Raw genomic sequence first — 17,429 nt, 5'->3', positions numbered from 1 at the left:
GGTGAGAGGAAAGGTTGGCCTGCAAAGGTTAGCTGTGTTGGTGGGGGCGCTACTGGCCCTTCTGGCCTTGTGGTGGACGGATCCCACGCCAACAACCCTAAGCCAATACGTGACTTCTTTGCGGGAGCGCACTCCTTCTCAACTCCACAACATTCGCCGAGCCGCCCAAAGCCTGGATGGAGTTTACATCATGCCTGCGACACGCTCACAGGAACAGGCAGAAGTGATTTTTTCCTTCAACCAAGTGGTGGGGCCGCGCAGCCTGGAACGAGGCTATGTGCCCGCGCCGGTGTTTATGGTGGCCGAAACCCTGGATTCGGTTGGGGGAGGAATCTGTCAGGTGTCCTCTAGCCTTTACAATGCCGCTCTGTTGGCAGGGCTGGAGGTGGTGGAGAGGCACCCCCATTACCGGCAGGTAGAGTCGGTGCCCCCTGGCTTAGATGCCACCGTTTGGTACGGCTTGGCCGACCTCAAGCTGCGCAACCCTTTCCCCTGGCCGGTGCGCCTACGAGTTCAGATCCGCGGCCAAAACCTGATTGTGTCCGTGCTGGGACGGGGATCCCGCCACGCCCTGAGGATCCCACCCATCCGTGTAGAGGGGCACCGGCTGGATCCCCAGCATTTGCAGGTGAGCGTGTATCGGGGTAACGAGCGCCTCTCCCAAGATCGCTATGTCGTTGCTCCCTAGCCTCTCATCGCGCCAGCGGGACGGAGGCCTTTCGCGCCAGCGGGACGGAGTCCTTTTTTCGCTCCATTGGCCCCCTACTTCAGCGTCTCAGGAGCAGCTCCCCAGCAACCTCCACACAGGGATCCATGTTAATTTCTACACCAACATGGTTAGCGACAGGGTCGGCGACAAGCCTCAAACCCTGATTCTTCCGTTGACCCGGTCGATCCCGCTCTGGGCAAGGGTTTCAGGCCCCTCGGCGGAGAAAAATAAGGGGAAATTGCAGCCGTTCGCGCCAGCGGGACGGAGTCCTTAAACGAGACCCTGTCGATCTAGGCCCCTGGATCCCGCTCTGGGTAAGGGTTATAATGGGGCGGAGTCGCTTCCCTTCGGGGAAGTGGAATTAATGGAAACAATGGAAACAAAAACAACTAAACGGAAACAGACGAAACATAAAGCTGCAGCTCCGCCTGAGCTTCTCGAGCCATCTGTTCCCGGTAGGCCAGGGGAGCGATGACCTCGCCGTTGGGCCGCCAATCCCGCAGGCGCATGGTGAAATTGGTATCTCCCACCCGTACCCAGGCGCGGAAGTACCGGTCGCTGGCTGGTCTTTGCCGGACAATGTTCAAAATCTGTTCGCGCTCCCGCGCATCCGCCACTGCCTGCTGCACCAAAGCCGGGATCCGCTCGTAGGCAATGGGCTGGAAGGTGGGATGTCGCACTGTGCTTTCCACATAGCGACGGGCAAACTCCGGGGAAAACCGGAGAATCAACAAAGCCTTGGGCAAGTAAAAATCGGATCCCCAGGCCTCTTCCCATGCTGCTTGGACTTCCTCTGGGCTGGGCAGCTTCCTCTGCCGTTTGCGGGTTGCCAGCTCTGGCGGAATGGAAGGAGCGTCCCAGGGAATCACCGCCAGGCGCTCAGACTGGATCCGATCTAAGCGGAAATTGTGCCAGCCCAGGGATCCCTCGGGGGTGGGGAGCTGGCCAAAGGCTGCCAGATACTTGGCGCGGCGGGCATAAAACAGGCAGACCGGATAGGTGAGAATACGCCGGATCCCATGTTGGCGGGTGGCGTAGTCAAAACCGATCACCCCTGCTTCTGGGTTGGCCCAAAGGGCTTCTAGCTGGCTTTGATATTCATCCACCCGTTCTTGCTGTTCGTCTGAGAGGATGTACTCAAACCACACAAACAGCCGCCGCTGGGAGTGCTGATCGCGCCAGCGGGACGGAGTCCTTTGATTTTCCCAGATTTCATCCAGCAAAACCTGCACATCTGGATGTACAAAGGCCACATCGCTGAGGATGTGATAGATCTGTTCCAGTTGATGGCCCGATAAGGTCAAAGCCGATGAAGATACGGGCAGTTGGGGACGATCCCCCGGCGCACGGCAGCGAAAATTATCTCTCCGCCTAGAGTTGGCCTGAATTTGTTGCAGCCAACCCCGGGCAGCCAGGTAATCCAGCTCTTTGCGCAGTGTGCGATGGGTCTTGTGAAAGGGTTGAGCAGATAGCAGCGCTTCCAGATCCGGAACTTCTGCTTTTAAGGCGGCCAATAGGTTGGGATCCTTCAGCCAAAACCTCAAGGGTTTCCAGCAAATGCAGTCAACATCAGGACAGGGTGAAGGGATCCCTTTTGCCAGATCCTGCTTGGGATGCCACGGCGAGAGCAAGCGATCCCGAATGTGGGTATAGCCAAACGTTTCCGGCAGATCCCGCCATCCCTCCTCGCCATACAAGCAATCGAGCAACACCCACAGGCGCACGGCCCGCTCCAGGCGCTCCGCCAACTGCCCGCCGGCCAGCCAGCGCAACACCTCTACCGTCAAAGGCAGCTCAAATCGGCTCATCCGACAGTTCCCTCGGTTTTTGGGTTGACCAGTTGATGGCACTTCAGGCCAGGGGTTTTCTTGGAGCAAGGCGCAAGTGAGAGCCTGACCACTCTGACATGAGTTGGAACCTTCCACTTCCAATCTCTTCCATACTGAAGTCAACCTGTCTCGTCAAATCTGCCCATGGCTGCTGTGGCACTGCATTTGCTTTCCGGCTGTCTGGCCGCTCGCGCCAGCGGGACGGAGTCCTTTCGCGCCAGCGGGACGGAGTCCTTGGACCCTCGAAGATCCCATTCTTCGGAACTGTCTTTTCAGGTCATCGAAATTGAGCTGACCCGACCGGATCGCCTGGTTTTTCCAGAGGATTTGGCTCAGCTTCAGCTGCCTGCCGGGATCAATGCCCAGCTGGGGGTGGTTCTGACGGGGCGGGCCCCCATTTGGCTGTATGGCTGGCTGGTGCATGAGTGCCACTTCACCCGTTGGGTGGCCTGTTATGACCCACGCTTGGGCGCGGTGGTGGTCTCCAGCCATACCCCCGAAGTGCGGGTGGGCCAGGTCATCCCCTGGGTGCAGGGAAGGCCGGGCAAGGCCTACGGCCCGCTGACGCGAACAGAATTGGCAGCGGCGGTGATGGTGGTGGGCCCCCCCGACAGTGGCAAAAGCCGTCTTGCCCGCGCCCTCTTCGAAGCTCTGCTGCCAGAGCATCCCGATATTTATCTGCAACGGGCCCATTGGGATGGGGAAGGCAATTGGACTTTAGACTTGCCACCAGAAGAGGCGAAGATCCTCAAGCACCAGTACCGGGGCTCTTTTACCCCCGAATTTTTCAGCTTCCATGCCCAGGCCATTCTGGCTTTGCGCCGGCAAAAGAGTTTGGTGATTGTGGATGTGGGCGGCAAGGTGGATCCGCAAAAGCAGCCGATCCTGGAAGCCTGCTCCCACTACCTGGTGGTCAGCCGGGATCCCGAGGCTATCCCTCTCTGGCACGAGTTTTGTCGAGACCGGGGCAATTTGCGCTGTGTGGCCATCCTGCACACCTCGCCCGGCCCTCCTCAAGTGCTCAAAGACTCACCTGAGTTGGAAATTCGCTGGGATCCCAACTCTCCTCCCCCCACCGATCGCGCCAGCGGGACGGAGTCCTTACTGCTGCGGGCGGTGCGCCGCCTCATTCACTAGAGGTGCAGGTTCAGAATTGGAGGGGCGGGTCAGCATATATCGCATCCCGGACGCTGGCCGTTTTGGACGAGCGGTTGCGCAATGTTGTGGGCGAGTTCCAAGAGAGGTTTGCGGATCGCCTGCCCAAGCGCTGCCCCTGACGGCCAAGGGGTTCCGGCTGCCCGGTCACCCTCTCGCTCCGTCAACTGCTCCAGGTTGGATTTACCGGTAAGCCGCCTCTGGGTTGGCTTCATGGCCGTAGAGATAGCTGAGAACCGAGTTGCGCAGGCGGTAGTACTGCGGATCTTCAAGAATCCGCTCGCGATCCCGAGGGCGCGGGAAGGGGATGGTCACGATCTGCCCGATGGTGGCTGCAGGGCCATTGGTCAAAGGACTCCGTCCCGCTGGCGCGAAAGGACTCCGTCCCGCTGGCGCGATCAGCACCAGGCGGTCGGCCAAAAACAGCGCCTCATCAATGTCGTGGGTAATCATCAAAACCGTGCAGCGATGTTCATCCCAAATGCGCAACAGCTCCTCTTGAAGCTCCTCTTTGGTAATGGCATCCAAGGCCCCGAAGGGTTCATCCAAAATCAGCACTTCTGGACGGATGGCCAACGCACGAGCAATGGCTACCCGCTGTTTCATCCCTCCCGAAATTTGCGAGGGATATTTCTGAGCGGCTTCCCCCAGCCCCACCAAATCCAAATGTTCTTCCACAATTCGATGCTTTTCCGACTGGCTCTTTTGGGGAAATACCGACCAAACGGCCAAATAAACATTTTCATAAACCGTGAGCCAAGGCAACAGGGCATACCCTTGAAACACTACCATGCGCTCCGGGCCAGGAGCTGTAATCGGCTGCCCTTTCAGCTTCACCGAGCCACTGGTGGGCTGGGCAAATCCGGAAACCATATTCAGCAGGGTGGTTTTGCCACAGCCGGAATGCCCAACCAAGCAGACAAACTCTCCCTCGTTCACACTGAGGTTGATATCTCGCAAGACGGGATAATCCCCCTTGGGAGTTGAGTAGGTCTTGCTGACATTCTCAAGGCTTAGGTAGGGTTCTGCGGCTACGTTCGCTGGGGTAGAGGTTGTCAAGAGGGCAGTCATCGTAGGGTGCTCCAACTCATGATTTTCTCACAACGGGGAATGTGCTTTTGCAAGGGCGCCCAAGTGGGTATCTAGAGCAACACAGGACGACGATCTAAGGCAACCTCGGCTACATAAATATCGTGCTTAATCGCCAAACTGTTGAGGTAGGCCAGGGGATCCTCACCATTAAAGGCGATCCCATCGAACAACTGAATGGGCTGCCTTTGGTAGGAGACATCCAGTCCCAGCTCGCGGGCTGCCGTACTGAATACCCCCACCTGACACACCCGCTCTACAATCTCCACCCAGTTGCGAGGGAAGGGCAGCTCCCCCCAGCGGGCCATTTGGCTCATCATCCACAGATGCTCGGTGCGGCTGGGACGGTTGCCGGCGCCCAGAAAGAAGCGGTGGTGGGCATATTCCCGCATCGGCCTGTCCAAGTCACAGATCAGACGCTGGGGATCCCCCAGATGAATGTAGGATGGGTCGGTGCTCAGGTAGGCGCGGCGGCTGAGCAGCTCGCGAATCTCGTCGTGATGGGCCGGGTCTTCACAGTAGCGGCAGGCTTCCAACAGCGCTTTGACCAAGGCAATGTGGGTGTTGGGGTAGGCTCTGGCCCAATCTTCTCGCACCCCCAACACTTTGCCGGGATGGCCCAGCCAAATCTCCAGATCTGTAGCCACCGTAAAGCCACTGCCCTCTAAGGCTGCCCGCAAATTCCAGGGCTCTCCCACACAGTACCCATCGATGTTGCCGGCTGTCAGGTTGGCCACCATCTTGGCCGGAGGCAGCGTTTTCAGTACCACATCGTGATCCGGGTGGATCCCGCCGGCTGCCAGCCAGTAGCGCAACAGCAAATTGTGCATAGAGCTGGGATGCACCACCCCAAAGGTAAGCCGACGGCTGGGACTATCCAGAATGTAAGCCTTCAACTGGCTGAGGGTGTGGATCCCTTGCTCGTAGAACCGCTTGTGCAAGGTGATAGCATTGCCGTTGCGGGTCAAGGTGAGGGCCGTAACCACCGGCTGAGGCGGGTTATCCCCTCCACCCAAGGACATCCACACCGGCATACCGGCGGGCATTTGGGCCGCATCCAGATAACCTCCCTGAATGCCGTCTTGGATCCCTCGCCAACTGGTTTCCCGCACCAAGTTCACTTCTTCCAAGCCGTGTTTGGCAAAAAACCCTTTTTCTTTAGCTACAGCCAAGGGAGCACAGGCAGTGAGGGGCACAAAGCCAATCTCCAGGTTGATCTTTTCCAAGCCATGCCTGGCCACCACAGTGCTGCGGCGAGCACGCCATTGCTTAATCCGTTTTTGTTGGTTCAAAAAGTAGATGATCTCGCTGCGGTAGCTGTAGTAGCTGGGATGGTTGACCACATCCAGCCGACGGCGGGGCCGAGGAATGTCAATGGTTAAAATGTTCCCAATTCGGGATCCCGGCCCATTGGTGAGCATGACCACACGATCTGACAGAAGAACCGCTTCGTCCACATCGTGGGTGACCATGAGGGTGGTCATCTGATGTTCTTCGCAGATGCGCATCAACTGCTCTTGTAAGTTCCCCCGCGTGAGCGCGTCCAAAGCGCCAAACGGCTCATCCAGCAGCAACACTTTGGGCCGCAAAGCCAGGGCACGGGCAATGGCCACCCGCTGCTTCATCCCCCCGGACAATTGGGCTGGGGGCTTATCTGCGGCATGGCGCAAACCCACCAGATCGATGTGCTCTTCTACGATCTGCTGACGCTCCGCCGGAGAATGGTTTTTAAGAACGGCATTCACCGCCAGCGCAATGTTTTGCCGAACCGTTAGCCAAGGCAAAAGCGAGTAATGCTGAAACACCACCTTGCCCTGAAAAGGAGGCATGAGAATTTCAACCGGCACATTCAGGTAGGCACGGCCCGAGAGAATGCGGGCCAATTCTTCGCGGTTGGCTGGATCGTCACACCATTGCTGCGCTTCCATCACCGCCATCAAAGTGGCTTGTGTGGCCCTGGGGTTTTGTTCTACCCAGTCGGCGCGAATGGCCAAGTATTCTTCGGGGTGAAAGGGCCAAATCTGTTGAGTAAGAGCCGCTATAAACCCGATCCCATCTGCCACAATTCGGTAGGGCCAGGGATCCCCAGTGCTGAAAGCTCCATGGTGCCATTGCGCATCCCCTGCACCGTCTCGGCAGAGGGCACCGTCAGGAGGTCAATGTCTTGATCCGGATCCACTCCCCCGGCGGCAAGCCAGTAGCGGATCCAAAAATCTTGATTGGCATTGATTGGCATTGGGAAACGTGTAGGCAGCTTTGAACTTGCGCCCGTTGCTGGCGCTGAAATTTTTGATGTAATCCGCGGCTCCGGAGATATCCAGCCCCAAGCCCTTGCCAACGTGCATTCCGGCAATGGCAATTCCGTTCCCCTGGGTGATCAACTGACACAGAACTGCCATACGCACCGGCTGATTGTTGGTGATGGCGCCGATGTGGATCATGTGAGGCATCGGCATCTGCCACATGCCGCCGTCAATGCCTCCACCTGCCGAGCCAATAACCACATTGTCACGGGCTGCCGGCCAACTGGCCTGCTTCAACACCTCTACACCGGTCATGCCATGCTTGTCGAAAAAGCCCTTTTCCTTGGCGATGATCAGGGGGGCAGACTCCACAATCGGTATAAAGCCTAACCTGAGATTGGGGGTTTCTGGGCCGCTGGCCTGGGCAACCCAGTAGCCTGTGCTGGCCCGTGCTAAGCTGCCACTCACGAGTCCACCCACGGTGGCCGCACCCGCAGACAGCAAAAAGTTACGACGTGATGTCATGCTCACCTCATCGAAAGGATATGTGAAGGCAAGATGGAAGCTTTCCAGTTCAAGTCGCCTGACCCATGGATTTCCTTCGTGAAATCTCAAGAAATCCTTAAATCTCAGCTTGGTTGATATCCTAAGGGCAAATAAATATAGAAACAATACAATTATTATTTTGGTAAGCATAGACTTCCGTCTATCATTGTTGCGATGGCTTAGGTCTCAATGGCGTTTCCTCCAACGGCGGCTTGCTCTGAGCAAAACAACTCAACAGATTGGGGATCCCTGCCCCATGCCGGCTATCACTGGGATGGCTGCACAGAGCGGTTTTTTGAGGGTTGGTATAGCCGCGTCACCTTGCCCGGGGATCCGCCCATCAGCTTTGCCTTCATGTACGCCATCGATCCCAAGCGCGGGGGCATGGCGCAGGTGTTGGGGCCGGAGGAGGAGTTGCATTGGCGCACCTTCCCCAATCCCCGCCGCTTTTGGGCCAGCTCAACCCATCTGGCCTTGGGGCACTCAGGGATCCCAGACCCTGGCTGTCGCGGCCTTCAGGATCCCTTCACCTTCTTCCAGCGCACCGCCAGCGGCTACCAATACACCGCCCACCTCAACCAGGGGATTTTGCCGGATCCCTTGGTCTCTGAGCCCATTCGCTGGCTTTACCGCATTCAGCCTCGTTTTGCCTATGGGATCCCACCCCGAGCCACCATGGGAGCCTGGTCTTATCTGCCCATCTTTGAGCCGGGCTGGCAGATCCTCATGAGCCATGGCTTAGCCACCGGCTGGGTGGAGTGGAGAGGCAGGCGCTATGCATTTCAGCAGGCTCCCGCCTACGCCGAAAAAAATTGGGGCCAAAGCTTTCCTCGCCGCTGGTTTTGGATCCAGTGCAACGCCTTTCCCCAGCATCCCGGTCTCAGCCTCACCTGTGCCGGAGCTGAGCGGCAGGTGCTCACCCGCCCCGAAGAAGTGGCCCTGATCAGCTTGCATGGATGGGGATCCCAGCCCTTTTTGGAATGGCGGCCTGGGCAAGCTCATCTGACTTGGCAAGTGGATCCCTGGGGATCTTGGCGAATCCGGGGAGAGAGCGCCCTCTGGTGTATTCGGCTGGAAGGGCACACGGGACGGCCTGGCCAAACTGTATTCACTCCTGGCCCAGAAGGGATGCAGCGCAACTGTCGGGATACCCTGGCAGGACATCTGCACCTGCAGCTTTGGCAGCGCAACGGCCAAGTCTGGACGCCGGTGATCAAGACCACCAGCCCCCAAGCCGGCCTGGAAGTGGGGGGAGAAGTCCGGCAACCTTGGCAAGGGCAATGTTAACGCTGGCGGATATCTACACCCCCGCTGGACTTTCCAAAGAACGCTCTTGTGCTAGAATGCCTAAGCCACATTGATAGATGTCCATCTCTGTCTCTGGATAGTACTGGATAGTATCTGAGTAACTATGGACAGATAGTATGGACAGACAGTCAACCGTGGTTGGCCCGCCCCTTTTGCGCCTGTAGCTCAGTGGACTAGAGCACGTGGCTACGGACCACGGTGTCGGGAGTTCAAATCTCTCCAGGCGCGTTTTGGCCCCAGACAGCTTCCGTCTGGGGTATTTACCGTCCCTTGGTTTCGCCAGAACTTGTGCTAGGATTACCCCTATCAAGTCCGCCTTGATGCAGGCGTAGGGAGCCCGAGGATCATGTTTGAACGCTTTACAGAAAAAGCCATCAAGGTGATCATGCTGGCCCAAGAAGAAGCCAGACGGTTAGGTCACAATTTCGTTGGCACCGAGCAAATTTTGTTGGGGTTAATCGGCGAGGGCACTGGGGTCGCCGCCAAAGTTCTCAAGTCCATGGGAGTGAACTTGAAGGACGCCCGCATTGAAGTCGAGAAAATTATCGGTCGGGGATCCGGTTTTGTGGCCGTCGAGATCCCTTTCACTCCCCGCGCCAAGCGAGTGCTGGAACTCTCCCTAGAAGAGGCCCGCCAGCTCGGCCACAACTACATTGGCACTGAGCACCTGCTCCTGGGCCTAATCCGAGAAGGGGAGGGAGTAGCGGCCCGCGTCTTGGAAAACCTGGGGGTGGATCTGTCCAAGGTGCGCACCCAGGTGATCCGCATGTTGGGCGAGACCGCCGAAGTGACGGCAGGGGGGGGATCCTCCAGCCGCACCAAAACGCCCACCCTGGACGAATTCGGCTCCAACCTCACCCAACTGGCCCAGGAGGGCAAGCTGGATCCGGTGGTCGGTCGGACTCGGGAGATCGAGCGGGTGATCCAGATCCTGGGCCGCCGCACCAAGAACAACCCCGTCCTCATTGGCGAGCCAGGGGTGGGCAAAACTGCCATTGCCGAGGGTTTGGCCCAGCGCATTGTGCAGGGGGATGTGCCGGATATTTTGGCCGACAAGCGGGTGATCAGCCTGGATATTGGCTTGCTGGTGGCCGGCACCAAGTACCGCGGCGAGTTTGAAGAGCGCCTCAAGAAAATCATGGATGAGATCCGCAATGCCGGCAACATCATCCTGGTCATCGACGAGGTGCATACCCTGATCGGAGCCGGGGCTGCGGAAGGGGCGATTGATGCCGCCAACATCCTCAAGCCTGCCTTGGCCCGTGGCGAGTTGCAGTGCATCGGCGCCACCACCCTGGATGAGTACCGCAAGCACATCGAACGGGATGCCGCCCTGGAGCGTCGCTTCCAGCCCATCATGGTAGGCGAGCCGACAGTCTCCGAGACGATCGAGATCCTGTTTGGCCTGCGGGAGCGCTACGAGCAGCACCACAAGCTGAAGATCTCCGATGCCGCCTTGGATGCGGCAGCCAAGCTGGCCGACCAGTACATCTCCGACCGCTTCCTGCCGGATAAGGCCATCGATTTGATCGACGAGGCTGCTTCGCGGGTGCGCCTGATCAACTCTCAACTGCCCCCGGCGGCGCGGGAGCTGGATCAAGAGCTGCGGCGAGTGCTCAGGGAGAAAGACGCTGCGGTGCGGGCCCAGAACTTCGACAAGGCTGGTGAGCTGCGGGATCGGGAGATGGAGATCAAGCAGCAGATCCGCGCCATTGCCGCTGCTAAGAAGGCGGAAGAAAGCAGCCGCAGCGAGATGCCCGAAGTAACCGAAGAGGACGTGGCCCAAGTGGTCAGTGCCTGGACGGGGGTGCCGGTGGCCAAGCTGACCGAGAGCGAGTCAGTGAAGCTGCTGAACATGGAAGAAACCCTGCACCAGCGCATCATCGGCCAAGACGAAGCGGTGCGGGCTATCTCCCGGGCCATCCGCCGCGCTCGGGTGGGGCTGAAAAATCCCAACCGCCCCATCGCCAGCTTCATCTTCTCCGGCCCAACAGGGGTGGGCAAAACCGAGCTGACCAAGGCTTTGGCAGCCTACTTCTTCGGCTCCGAGTCGGCCATGATCCGCCTCGACATGTCGGAATACATGGAGCGGCACACGGTCAGCAAGCTGATCGGATCCCCGCCGGGCTATGTGGGCTACAACGAGGGGGGTCAGCTCACAGAAGCGGTGCGGCGTCGCCCCTACACGGTGGTGCTTTTCGATGAGATCGAGAAGGCGCACCCGGATGTGTTTAACCTATTGCTGCAAATCCTGGAGGATGGCCGCCTGACCGATGCCAAAGGCCGCACGGTGGACTTCAAGAACACCCTGATCGTGATGACCTCTAACATCGGCTCGAAGGTCATCGAGAAGGGCGGCGGCAGCCTCGGCTTCGAGTTCAACACCAACGACGAGGATGCCAACTACAACCGCATCCGCAACCTGGTGAACGAGGAGCTGAAGCAGTACTTCCGTCCGGAGTTCCTCAACCGCGTGGACGAGATCATCGTCTTCCGGCAACTGACCAAGGATGAGGTGAAGCAGATTGCCGACATCCTGCTCAAGGAAGTGTTTGACCGCATGACGGAGAAGAAAATCCGCCTTACGGTCAGCGACCGCTTCAAAGACTTGGTGGTGGAGGAGGGGTATAACCCCAGCTATGGGGCACGCCCGCTGCGCCGCGCCATCCAACGCCTGCTGGAAGACATCCTGGCGGAAGAGATCCTGACCGGGCACGTCCGAGAGGGATCGGAGGTGCTCATCGATGTGGATGAGGAGCGCAAGCCCAAGGTGTTGGTCACGGAGCCGGAGCGGGTTCTCTTGCCTCAAGGGGCGGAGTAAAGCTGGCTTTGAGAGGTCCTCAGACTGCAAGGGATCCGTTGGGATGCTGCGGATCCCTTGTGGTCCTCAAGTGTTGTTTTTCTGGTGTTTTTCAGTTGAACAGACCCAGGCGTAGGAGATCTCTGGCATGGTGCAATCGACCTACTACTACTATGGCGGCGCTCCGGTTCGTACCCCACCCCCAGATTTGGCTTCGCTGCTGCTGCAGGAGCGCATTGTCTACCTGGGCTTGCCCCTTGCAGAGGAGTCGAATGCCAACGTCACCAAGCTGATCATCGAGCAACTGCTGTATCTGCAGTACGAGGATCGGGAAAAGCCGATCAAGATGTACATCAACTCGACGGGCACCTATAACTACGACACAGCGGCCTTTGCCATTCTGGACACCATGAACTACATCAAGCCGCCTGTGCATACTATCTGCATCGGCAATGCGATTGGGATGGCGGCCATGTTATTGGCAGCAGGGGCCAAGGGATTTCGGGCCAGTTTGCCCAATGCCACCATCGTGCTCCATCAACCCTACGGTGGCACCCGCGGACAGGCCAGCGACATTGAAATTCGCACCCGCGAGATTCTGACTTTGCGCAACATGATGCTGGAGCAACTGTCCCGCAGCACGGGCCAGCCTATGGAGCGCATCAAGAAGGACACGGAGCGGCTATTTTTCATGACACCAGAGGAAGCCAAAGCCTACGGCCTCATCGATCAGGTGCTGACCAGTTCCAAAGTCTTGCCGAGGTTGGCAGCAGCCAAAAACTGAAGCAGAGGGATCCGTCGATGGTTCAAGTTCCCGTACAGCCTTTGACGGTGGGGGAGTACCTACGCCTCACGGACGGGCTTTATGAAGGACGGGTTGAACCTGAAGACGGGTCCATTCGGGAAGCCGAGGAGCGTATGAACACCCTCATTGAGCTGTTTCTGGTTGCGGAATTGCCCAAGTTTTTGCCCATCCAACGCCTGAGCTTGGGCCAAGTTGAGGTCGAAGTGCCCGCAGCCAAGGCTCGGTTGCGCAATCCAGAGGTGATGGCTTTGCATCCCGCTATGTGAGCTTGCTGGGAAACGGTCGCGGAACCATTCGGCTGCCCATGCCCCCGCCGCTGCTGGTGGAGGAGGTGGTTTGCCCCGGAGTGGACCATGAAAAACGCGATGATCAAGACAAGCGCAAAGATTACGCTGCCCGTGGGATCCCAGTGGATCCAGCCAAGCAGTCCGTTTCCGCGGTGCGCTGGGTTGGCGGAGAATACGAAGGCGAGGTCAAAACTGGATCTGGACGCATTGTTTCCTCGGTTTTGCCCCAGCTGGATTTGAGCGCGGAAGATATCTTACAAGCGCGTCGTTCTGTGTTTCATACTTTGCCAGGAGAAACTTATGCCGATTGGAGTGCCTCGGGTTCCCTACCGTTTGCCCGGCGAGCCCTATAGCCAGTGGATTAGCCTTGACGATCGCCTGTACCAAGAGCGGATTTTGTTTATCGGCGAGCCCATTGACGATAGCTTGGCCAATACCATCGTGGGGGTGATGCTCTACCTCAACTCGCAGGATCCGCAAAAGGACATTGTGATGTACATCAATTCTCCCGGGGGCTCTGTGACGGCGGGCATGGCCATCTACGACACCATGAACCACATCAAGCCAGATATCGTTACGGTTTGCGTGGGCCAAGCAGCTTCAATGGGAGCCTTTTTGTTGGCTGCTGGCACCAAGGGCAAGCGGTTTGCCCTGCCCCACTCCCGCATCATGCTGCACCAGCCTTCGCTGGGCACGATCCAAGGCCAAGCCAGCGACATTGAAATTCGCGCCCGCGAAACGCTGCGGGTCAAACGGCGCATGAACGAGATCTTGGCGCAAACCACCGGCCAACCGCTGGAGAAAATCGAGCGGGATGTGGAGCGAGACTTTTACCTCTCGGCCACGGAAGCTCAGGCTTACGGCATAGTAGACCGGGTGATCCAGGAGCGCTCAGAAGCAATCGCCAGCTAGGATGGCTGGATCCAAAAAATAGCCTGGGCAAGCTCCTGAGTCGGATGTTGAAGAATTGAACCCGCGAGGAATACACCTGGGATCCTTTCATGATCTCACCGTGCCGGTTCTGCGGTGCCGAGAGACGGGCTGAGGTCTTTGGGGTGGCTAGGATTAGGGTGGAGTTAGCCGGGAGATCCGACCAGGTGAACCGACAGCATTGGGCCAGAAGGAGCGGTGGATGGGCCAGTCTGCTGGTGTTCCTGCTGTATCCCCCAGATCAGGCTTTGGCTCTGCCCCCCGCTTCTGAGATCCCTGAGGAGGTGCTGCGGGCGCAGCCAGATTTGCGGGCTCGCTCTCCGGTCGATCATCAGCCCCTCACCGCCGACGAAGCTCTAGAACTCCAGGAAGCCTTGGCAGCTCGGCCCGAAACCGGATCTGTCTCTCCAGAGGTGGAGCGGCTGATCTTTTTGCTCAGGCTGCGCAAAGGGTTTCGAGATCTGTTTCCCTTCCTGTTTTGAAGGTTCAGACCTGAAGAGGAGCCGGTGGGATCCCTTTTTGGTAACGGTAGGGTCCGGCGCGGGATCCCCAGGTTTGTTGGCCAGTGGCGGCGTCAAAGCCCCGATCCCAGGTGATGAATTCGCTGGGGGTGAGGTCGAACTCGATGTGGATATAGGTGCTATCCCCGGGGTTCAGACGACATTCTCCACCTGGCAGCATTTCGCCGTGGTAGCAGTCTGGGCGCTTTTCCACCAAAATGCGACAACCGGGCAAATGCTCCAGGTCGGCCAAGGAGAGCTGCGCCAAGCGCTGCGGATCCTGAGAGGCACCTGCCCAAGCTGCTTGATCCCGCAATTTGTAGTTCTCGATCCGCAAGGGATCCCCCAATACCTGGAGCACCCGGCTGCGATAAAACTGGCCCGGCGTGTGCTGGTTAAATTGCTCGGTAAAAAAGCCGATCCCCTCCGAGAACAGGTGGGGAAGGCGCACGTACCAAAGGCTGACCGGCACAAACCACACCGGCTCCGCCATCGCCTGGGCGCGGTTGCTGTAGTAACCCTCCAGCCAATCGGCCAAGGTGTACAAGTCGGAATTGGATTTTTCGTCTACCATAGGGAGCTATGACAAAACTTACCCCCAGCTCTAGCTATAGCATTGCCCTGCGCATTCGCCTGCTCAACCAGCCGGGAGCCCTAGCCCGCGTCACCCAGGCCATTGCGGAAGTGGGAGGCAGCCTCAGCCAGATCGACCTCATCCACCAATCCCCTGCGGAGACGGTACGGGAGATCGCGGTGGATGCCGTCAGCAGCGAGCATGCCCAGCAAATTCGCGCCGCCGTGGCTGCCCTACCCAATGTGAAAGTGGAGCGGGTGGTAGATCGCACCTTTGAGCTGCATCGAGGGGGAAAACTGCAAGTGGTGGCCAAAAGCCCCCTGGAGAGCGCCGCCGATCTGGCCATGGCCTACACGCCGGGGGTGGGGCGGGTTTCCCTAGAAATTGCTGCCAACCCCGCCGCGGTCTATGAGTACACCATCAAGGGCAACAGTGTAGGCATTGTAACCGATGGCAGTGCGGTGCTGGGCTTGGGGAATGTCGGCCCGGAGGCAGCTTTGCCGGTGATGGAGGGGAAGGCGGCGCTGTTCAAGCGCTTTGCCGATATCGATGCTTTCCCTCTGTGCCTGGCCACTCAGGAGGTGGGGGAAATTGTAGAGACGGTGGTGCGCCTGGCGCCGGGATTTGGCGGCTTTAACCTGGAAGACATCAGCGCCCCTCGCTGCTTTGCCATTGAGTCTCAGCTCAAGGCCCGCCTCAACCTGCCGGTGTTTCACGACGATCAGCACGGCACCGCCATTGTGGTGCTGGCGGCGCTGCTGAATGCCCTGAAAGTGGTGAAAAAGAGCCTAGACGAGGTGCGCATTGTCCTCAACGGGGCCGGGGCAGCCGGCATTGCCGTGACGCAACTGCTGCGGCGGGCCGGGGCAGCCCACATCCTGGTCTGCGACCGCCAAGGGATCCTCAGCCGCTCCCGTTCCGATCTCACCCCCGAGAAGGCGGCCATTGCCGTCGAGGAGAAGGGATCCCTGGCGGAAGCCTTGGTGGGAGCGGATGTGTTTATTGGGGTGAGCGTGGCCAATGCCCTGACAGTGGAGATGGTAGAAAAAATGGCACCGGATCCCATCGTCTTTGCCCTGGCCAACCCGGTGCCCGAGATCCAGCCGGAGCTGGTGGGCAATCGGGTGGCAGTGATGGCCACGGGCCGCAGCGACTACCCCAACCAAATCAACAACGTGCTGGCCTTTCCGGGCGTGTTTCGCGGCGCCCTCGACTGCCGCGCCAAGCAGATCAACACCGAGATGTGCCTGGCTGCCGCTCAAGCCATTGCTGCCTTGATCCCTGCCGAAGAGTTGGATCCCCAGTGGATCATCCCCTCGGTCTTCGACGGGCGGGTGGTTCCTCAGGTGGCCGCTGCGGTAATCCAGGCTGCCCGCCAAACCGGCGTGGCCGGGATCCCTTGAGGGCTACCTAGGGCACCAGGTGACAAGCCACAAAATGCCCCGCGCTCACCTCGCGAAAGGCCGGGGGTGGATCTTGGCCTGTTCCTTCCCTGGGGGGAACTCACACCAGACGACCCAAGCGCTCCCGCAACTCAGCGGCGGCCTGCTCCAGGTGCTCAGGGGTGTAACCGGTGGTCTCTACCCTGACAGCAAGGTGGGTGTCCTGGCTCTGGTGGAGATGGATCCACAAGATGTGGCGGCCGTCCTCTGTTTTGCGGTTTGCAGCTTTGACGCTGTTTTTGGGGGCAGAGTAAGCGTGCGGGTCGTAGCGGACCAGATCCACCCAGGGAATGTCTCGCAGGAGTTTTTCCACCTTGACCCAGCTGCGAGGACGGTGGTGGCTGCTGTCGACCTGCAGCTGGATGACTTCGGAGCGAGGTCGGCCTGAATCGGGAAGACCTGCCCGAGGGATCCGGGGCTGAACTTCCGGCTGTAGGTAGGGCAGGTAGACCAAAGACTTGTATTGCTCATGGATGTAGCAAACTGGGATCCCCAATTGGCTGCCCACCACAGCCATGATCATGGCTTGGGCTTTGAACCCACCGGTGGCGGCAAAGGTGACGATCCCCTTGGCGCTCTCTGCCAACTGTTTCAACAGCTCGGCCATCCGCTCCAGAGAGGATCCCTCTAGCTCGTAGTCGATGCCGGGAAGGGGCACCAGAGAAACCTGTTGTTGGCCCAGTTCTCTTTCAAAGAAGAGCTTCAAAATCCGGGCACACTCCAGCCCATGGGGGGTTGCGGAGTGCAGCAGAACCAAAGCATCGCCGGGGGTGGGATCCAGGCGGTAGTAGGTGTTGGTTTCGGCGCTGATCAGCTCCAGATCGGTTCTTTTCATCCAGGCCAGCGCTTGCTCCGGATCCCCGATGGTTTTTTGTCCCACCCAGGGGCGCTGCGGCTGCAGGTCTTTGTCAAGGTTGGTGAGCAAGGAGGTGCCCACAGTCATGATGATGGTCTGCATGATAGGCGGTTAACTCAAATTTTTCGAGAGCTCTGTCTTGCTTTGCGCCCAGAGCAGCTGGACTTTGCCGATTCTGCTATCTTCTCTGATCGCGCCAGCGGGACGGAGTCCCAGGTCGTGTTGATCTTATGTTAGTATAGAGAGAATAATTTATAGAGGAAAGAGGATGAAGTTGGTTTTTTTAGATGAAAACAAATGGCAGAAGATATTGGCTTTTTTACAGACAGAAGAGAGAGTTAACATTGGGAAAGAAG

Annotated in this window: 15 protein-coding genes, 1 tRNA gene and 3 pseudogenes; 12 read left to right on the top strand and 7 right to left on the bottom strand. The window is 58.5% G+C overall.

Annotated features, from left to right (window positions below; all coding sequences use genetic code 11):
* Window position 1: 1 nt before the first annotated feature.
* The gene (locus NW828_RS02470; RefSeq protein ID WP_414381190.1) at window positions 2-688 is read left to right on the top strand and encodes a VanW family protein; all 687 of its coding nucleotides are present in this window, start codon (window positions 2-4) and stop codon (window positions 686-688) included.
* Between the two features lie 410 nt (window positions 689-1,098).
* Here the strand turns inward: NW828_RS02470 and NW828_RS02465 are convergent, their stop codons facing one another.
* The gene (locus tag NW828_RS02465; RefSeq protein WP_414381187.1) at window positions 1,099-2,517 is read right to left on the bottom strand and encodes a TIGR03985 family CRISPR-associated protein; all 1,419 of its coding nucleotides are present in this window, start codon (window positions 2,515-2,517) and stop codon (window positions 1,099-1,101) included.
* Window positions 2,518-2,682: 165 nt separating this feature from the next.
* Here NW828_RS02465 and crn3 point away from each other — a divergent pair, with 165 nt between their 5' ends.
* Entirely contained in the window at window positions 2,683-3,675 is a 993-nt protein-coding gene (gene crn3, locus NW828_RS02460) for a CRISPR-associated ring nuclease Crn3/Csx3 (RefSeq protein WP_414381184.1), read from the top strand.
* Window positions 3,676-3,876: 201 nt separating this feature from the next.
* Here crn3 and NW828_RS02455 read toward each other — a convergent pair whose 3' ends face one another.
* The 4 genes and pseudogenes from NW828_RS02455 to NW828_RS02440 all read right to left on the bottom strand — a co-directional run bounded on the left by NW828_RS02455 (window position 3,877) and on the right by NW828_RS02440 (window position 7,493).
* Entirely contained in the window at window positions 3,877-4,764 is an 888-nt protein-coding gene (locus NW828_RS02455; RefSeq protein ID WP_414381182.1) for a nitrate ABC transporter ATP-binding protein, read from the bottom strand.
* A 71-nt stretch (window positions 4,765-4,835) separates the two neighbouring features.
* A pseudogene (locus NW828_RS02450) lies at window positions 4,836-6,620 on the bottom strand (nitrate ABC transporter ATP-binding protein); the annotation flags it as partial.
* A gap of 87 nt (window positions 6,621-6,707) precedes the next feature.
* Window positions 6,708-7,018 (bottom strand): annotated as a pseudogene (locus NW828_RS02445) (ABC transporter substrate-binding protein); the annotation flags it as partial.
* Window positions 6,939-7,493: an ABC transporter substrate-binding protein gene (locus tag NW828_RS02440; RefSeq protein WP_414381180.1), complete on the bottom strand. Its 555-nt coding sequence runs from the start codon at window positions 7,491-7,493 to the stop codon at window positions 6,939-6,941. The pseudogene NW828_RS02445 and the gene NW828_RS02440, both read right to left, overlap by 80 nt.
* A gap of 267 nt (window positions 7,494-7,760) precedes the next feature.
* Between NW828_RS02440 and NW828_RS02435 the strand changes: the two genes are divergently transcribed.
* From NW828_RS02435 to NW828_RS02400, 8 genes are all read left to right on the top strand, one after another.
* On the top strand, window positions 7,761-8,858 hold the full coding sequence (locus tag NW828_RS02435; RefSeq protein ID WP_414381178.1) for a tocopherol cyclase family protein: 1,098 nt from the start codon (window positions 7,761-7,763) through the stop codon (window positions 8,856-8,858).
* Between the two features lie 175 nt (window positions 8,859-9,033).
* Window positions 9,034-9,107, top strand: a tRNA-Arg gene (locus tag NW828_RS02430).
* A gap of 118 nt (window positions 9,108-9,225) precedes the next feature.
* Window positions 9,226-11,700, top strand: coding sequence for an ATP-dependent Clp protease ATP-binding subunit (locus tag NW828_RS02425; RefSeq protein ID WP_414381176.1), 2,475 nt, complete (start codon window positions 9,226-9,228; stop codon window positions 11,698-11,700).
* A 127-nt stretch (window positions 11,701-11,827) separates the two neighbouring features.
* Complete coding sequence (locus tag NW828_RS02420) at window positions 11,828-12,463, top strand: ATP-dependent Clp protease proteolytic subunit (RefSeq protein ID WP_414381174.1); 636 nt, start codon at window positions 11,828-11,830, stop codon at window positions 12,461-12,463.
* 17 nt (window positions 12,464-12,480) lie between these two features.
* A complete protein-coding gene (locus NW828_RS02415; protein ID WP_414349572.1) occupies window positions 12,481-12,750 on the top strand; it encodes a hypothetical protein in 270 nt (89 codons plus the stop codon).
* A complete protein-coding gene (locus tag NW828_RS02410) occupies window positions 12,747-13,124 on the top strand; it encodes a Uma2 family endonuclease (protein WP_414381172.1) in 378 nt (125 codons plus the stop codon). Before NW828_RS02415 ends, NW828_RS02410 begins: the two co-directional genes overlap by 4 nt.
* Window positions 13,072-13,683, top strand: a complete 612-nt coding sequence (locus NW828_RS02405; RefSeq protein WP_414381170.1) for an ATP-dependent Clp protease proteolytic subunit — start codon at window positions 13,072-13,074, stop codon at window positions 13,681-13,683. Before NW828_RS02410 ends, NW828_RS02405 begins: the two co-directional genes overlap by 53 nt.
* A gap of 185 nt (window positions 13,684-13,868) precedes the next feature.
* Window positions 13,869-14,183, top strand: coding sequence for a hypothetical protein (locus tag NW828_RS02400; protein WP_414381169.1), 315 nt, complete (start codon window positions 13,869-13,871; stop codon window positions 14,181-14,183).
* A gap of 4 nt (window positions 14,184-14,187) precedes the next feature.
* Here NW828_RS02400 and NW828_RS02395 read toward each other — a convergent pair whose 3' ends face one another.
* Entirely contained in the window at window positions 14,188-14,775 is a 588-nt protein-coding gene (locus NW828_RS02395) for a chromophore lyase CpcT/CpeT (RefSeq protein ID WP_414381167.1), read from the bottom strand.
* Window positions 14,776-14,783: 8 nt separating this feature from the next.
* Here NW828_RS02395 and NW828_RS02390 point away from each other — a divergent pair, with 8 nt between their 5' ends.
* A complete protein-coding gene (locus NW828_RS02390) occupies window positions 14,784-16,178 on the top strand; it encodes a malic enzyme-like NAD(P)-binding protein (protein WP_414332124.1) in 1,395 nt (464 codons plus the stop codon).
* Window positions 16,179-16,278: 100 nt separating this feature from the next.
* Here NW828_RS02390 and NW828_RS02385 read toward each other — a convergent pair whose 3' ends face one another.
* Complete coding sequence (locus NW828_RS02385; protein ID WP_414381165.1) at window positions 16,279-17,160, bottom strand: putative CRISPR-associated protein; 882 nt, start codon at window positions 17,158-17,160, stop codon at window positions 16,279-16,281.
* 181 nt (window positions 17,161-17,341) lie between these two features.
* On the opposite strand from NW828_RS02385, the pseudogene NW828_RS02380 reads away from it, so the two are divergent.
* Window positions 17,342-17,429: pseudogene (locus NW828_RS02380) on the top strand (IS5/IS1182 family transposase); the annotation flags it as partial.

Source organism: Synechococcus sp. W55.2 (assembly GCF_047461635.1).
Taxonomy (GTDB): domain Bacteria; phylum Cyanobacteriota; class Cyanobacteriia; order Thermostichales; family Thermostichaceae; genus Thermostichus.
This window is presented reverse-complemented; position numbering and strand designations above follow the sequence as displayed.

Excerpts from the sequence above, each read along its gene's own strand:
- NW828_RS02465 (WP_414381187.1), bottom strand. The coding sequence starts at position 2,517 with ATGAGCCGATTTGAGCTGCCTTTGACGGTAGAGGTGTTGCGCTGGCTG.
- crn3 (WP_414381184.1), top strand. The coding sequence starts at position 2,683 with ATGGCTGCTGTGGCACTGCATTTGCTTTCCGGCTGTCTGGCCGCTCGC.
- NW828_RS02455 (WP_414381182.1), bottom strand. The coding sequence starts at position 4,764 with ATGACTGCCCTCTTGACAACCTCTACCCCAGCGAACGTAGCCGCAGAA.
- NW828_RS02435 (WP_414381178.1), top strand. The coding sequence starts at position 7,761 with ATGGCGTTTCCTCCAACGGCGGCTTGCTCTGAGCAAAACAACTCAACA.
- NW828_RS02425 (WP_414381176.1), top strand. The coding sequence starts at position 9,226 with ATGTTTGAACGCTTTACAGAAAAAGCCATCAAGGTGATCATGCTGGCC.
- NW828_RS02420 (WP_414381174.1), top strand. The coding sequence starts at position 11,828 with ATGGTGCAATCGACCTACTACTACTATGGCGGCGCTCCGGTTCGTACC.
- NW828_RS02415 (WP_414349572.1), top strand. The coding sequence starts at position 12,481 with ATGGTTCAAGTTCCCGTACAGCCTTTGACGGTGGGGGAGTACCTACGC.
- NW828_RS02405 (WP_414381170.1), top strand. The coding sequence starts at position 13,072 with ATGCCGATTGGAGTGCCTCGGGTTCCCTACCGTTTGCCCGGCGAGCCC.
- NW828_RS02395 (WP_414381167.1), bottom strand. The coding sequence starts at position 14,775 with ATGGTAGACGAAAAATCCAATTCCGACTTGTACACCTTGGCCGATTGG.
- NW828_RS02390 (WP_414332124.1), top strand. The coding sequence starts at position 14,784 with ATGACAAAACTTACCCCCAGCTCTAGCTATAGCATTGCCCTGCGCATT.
- NW828_RS02385 (WP_414381165.1), bottom strand. The coding sequence starts at position 17,160 with ATGACTGTGGGCACCTCCTTGCTCACCAACCTTGACAAAGACCTGCAG.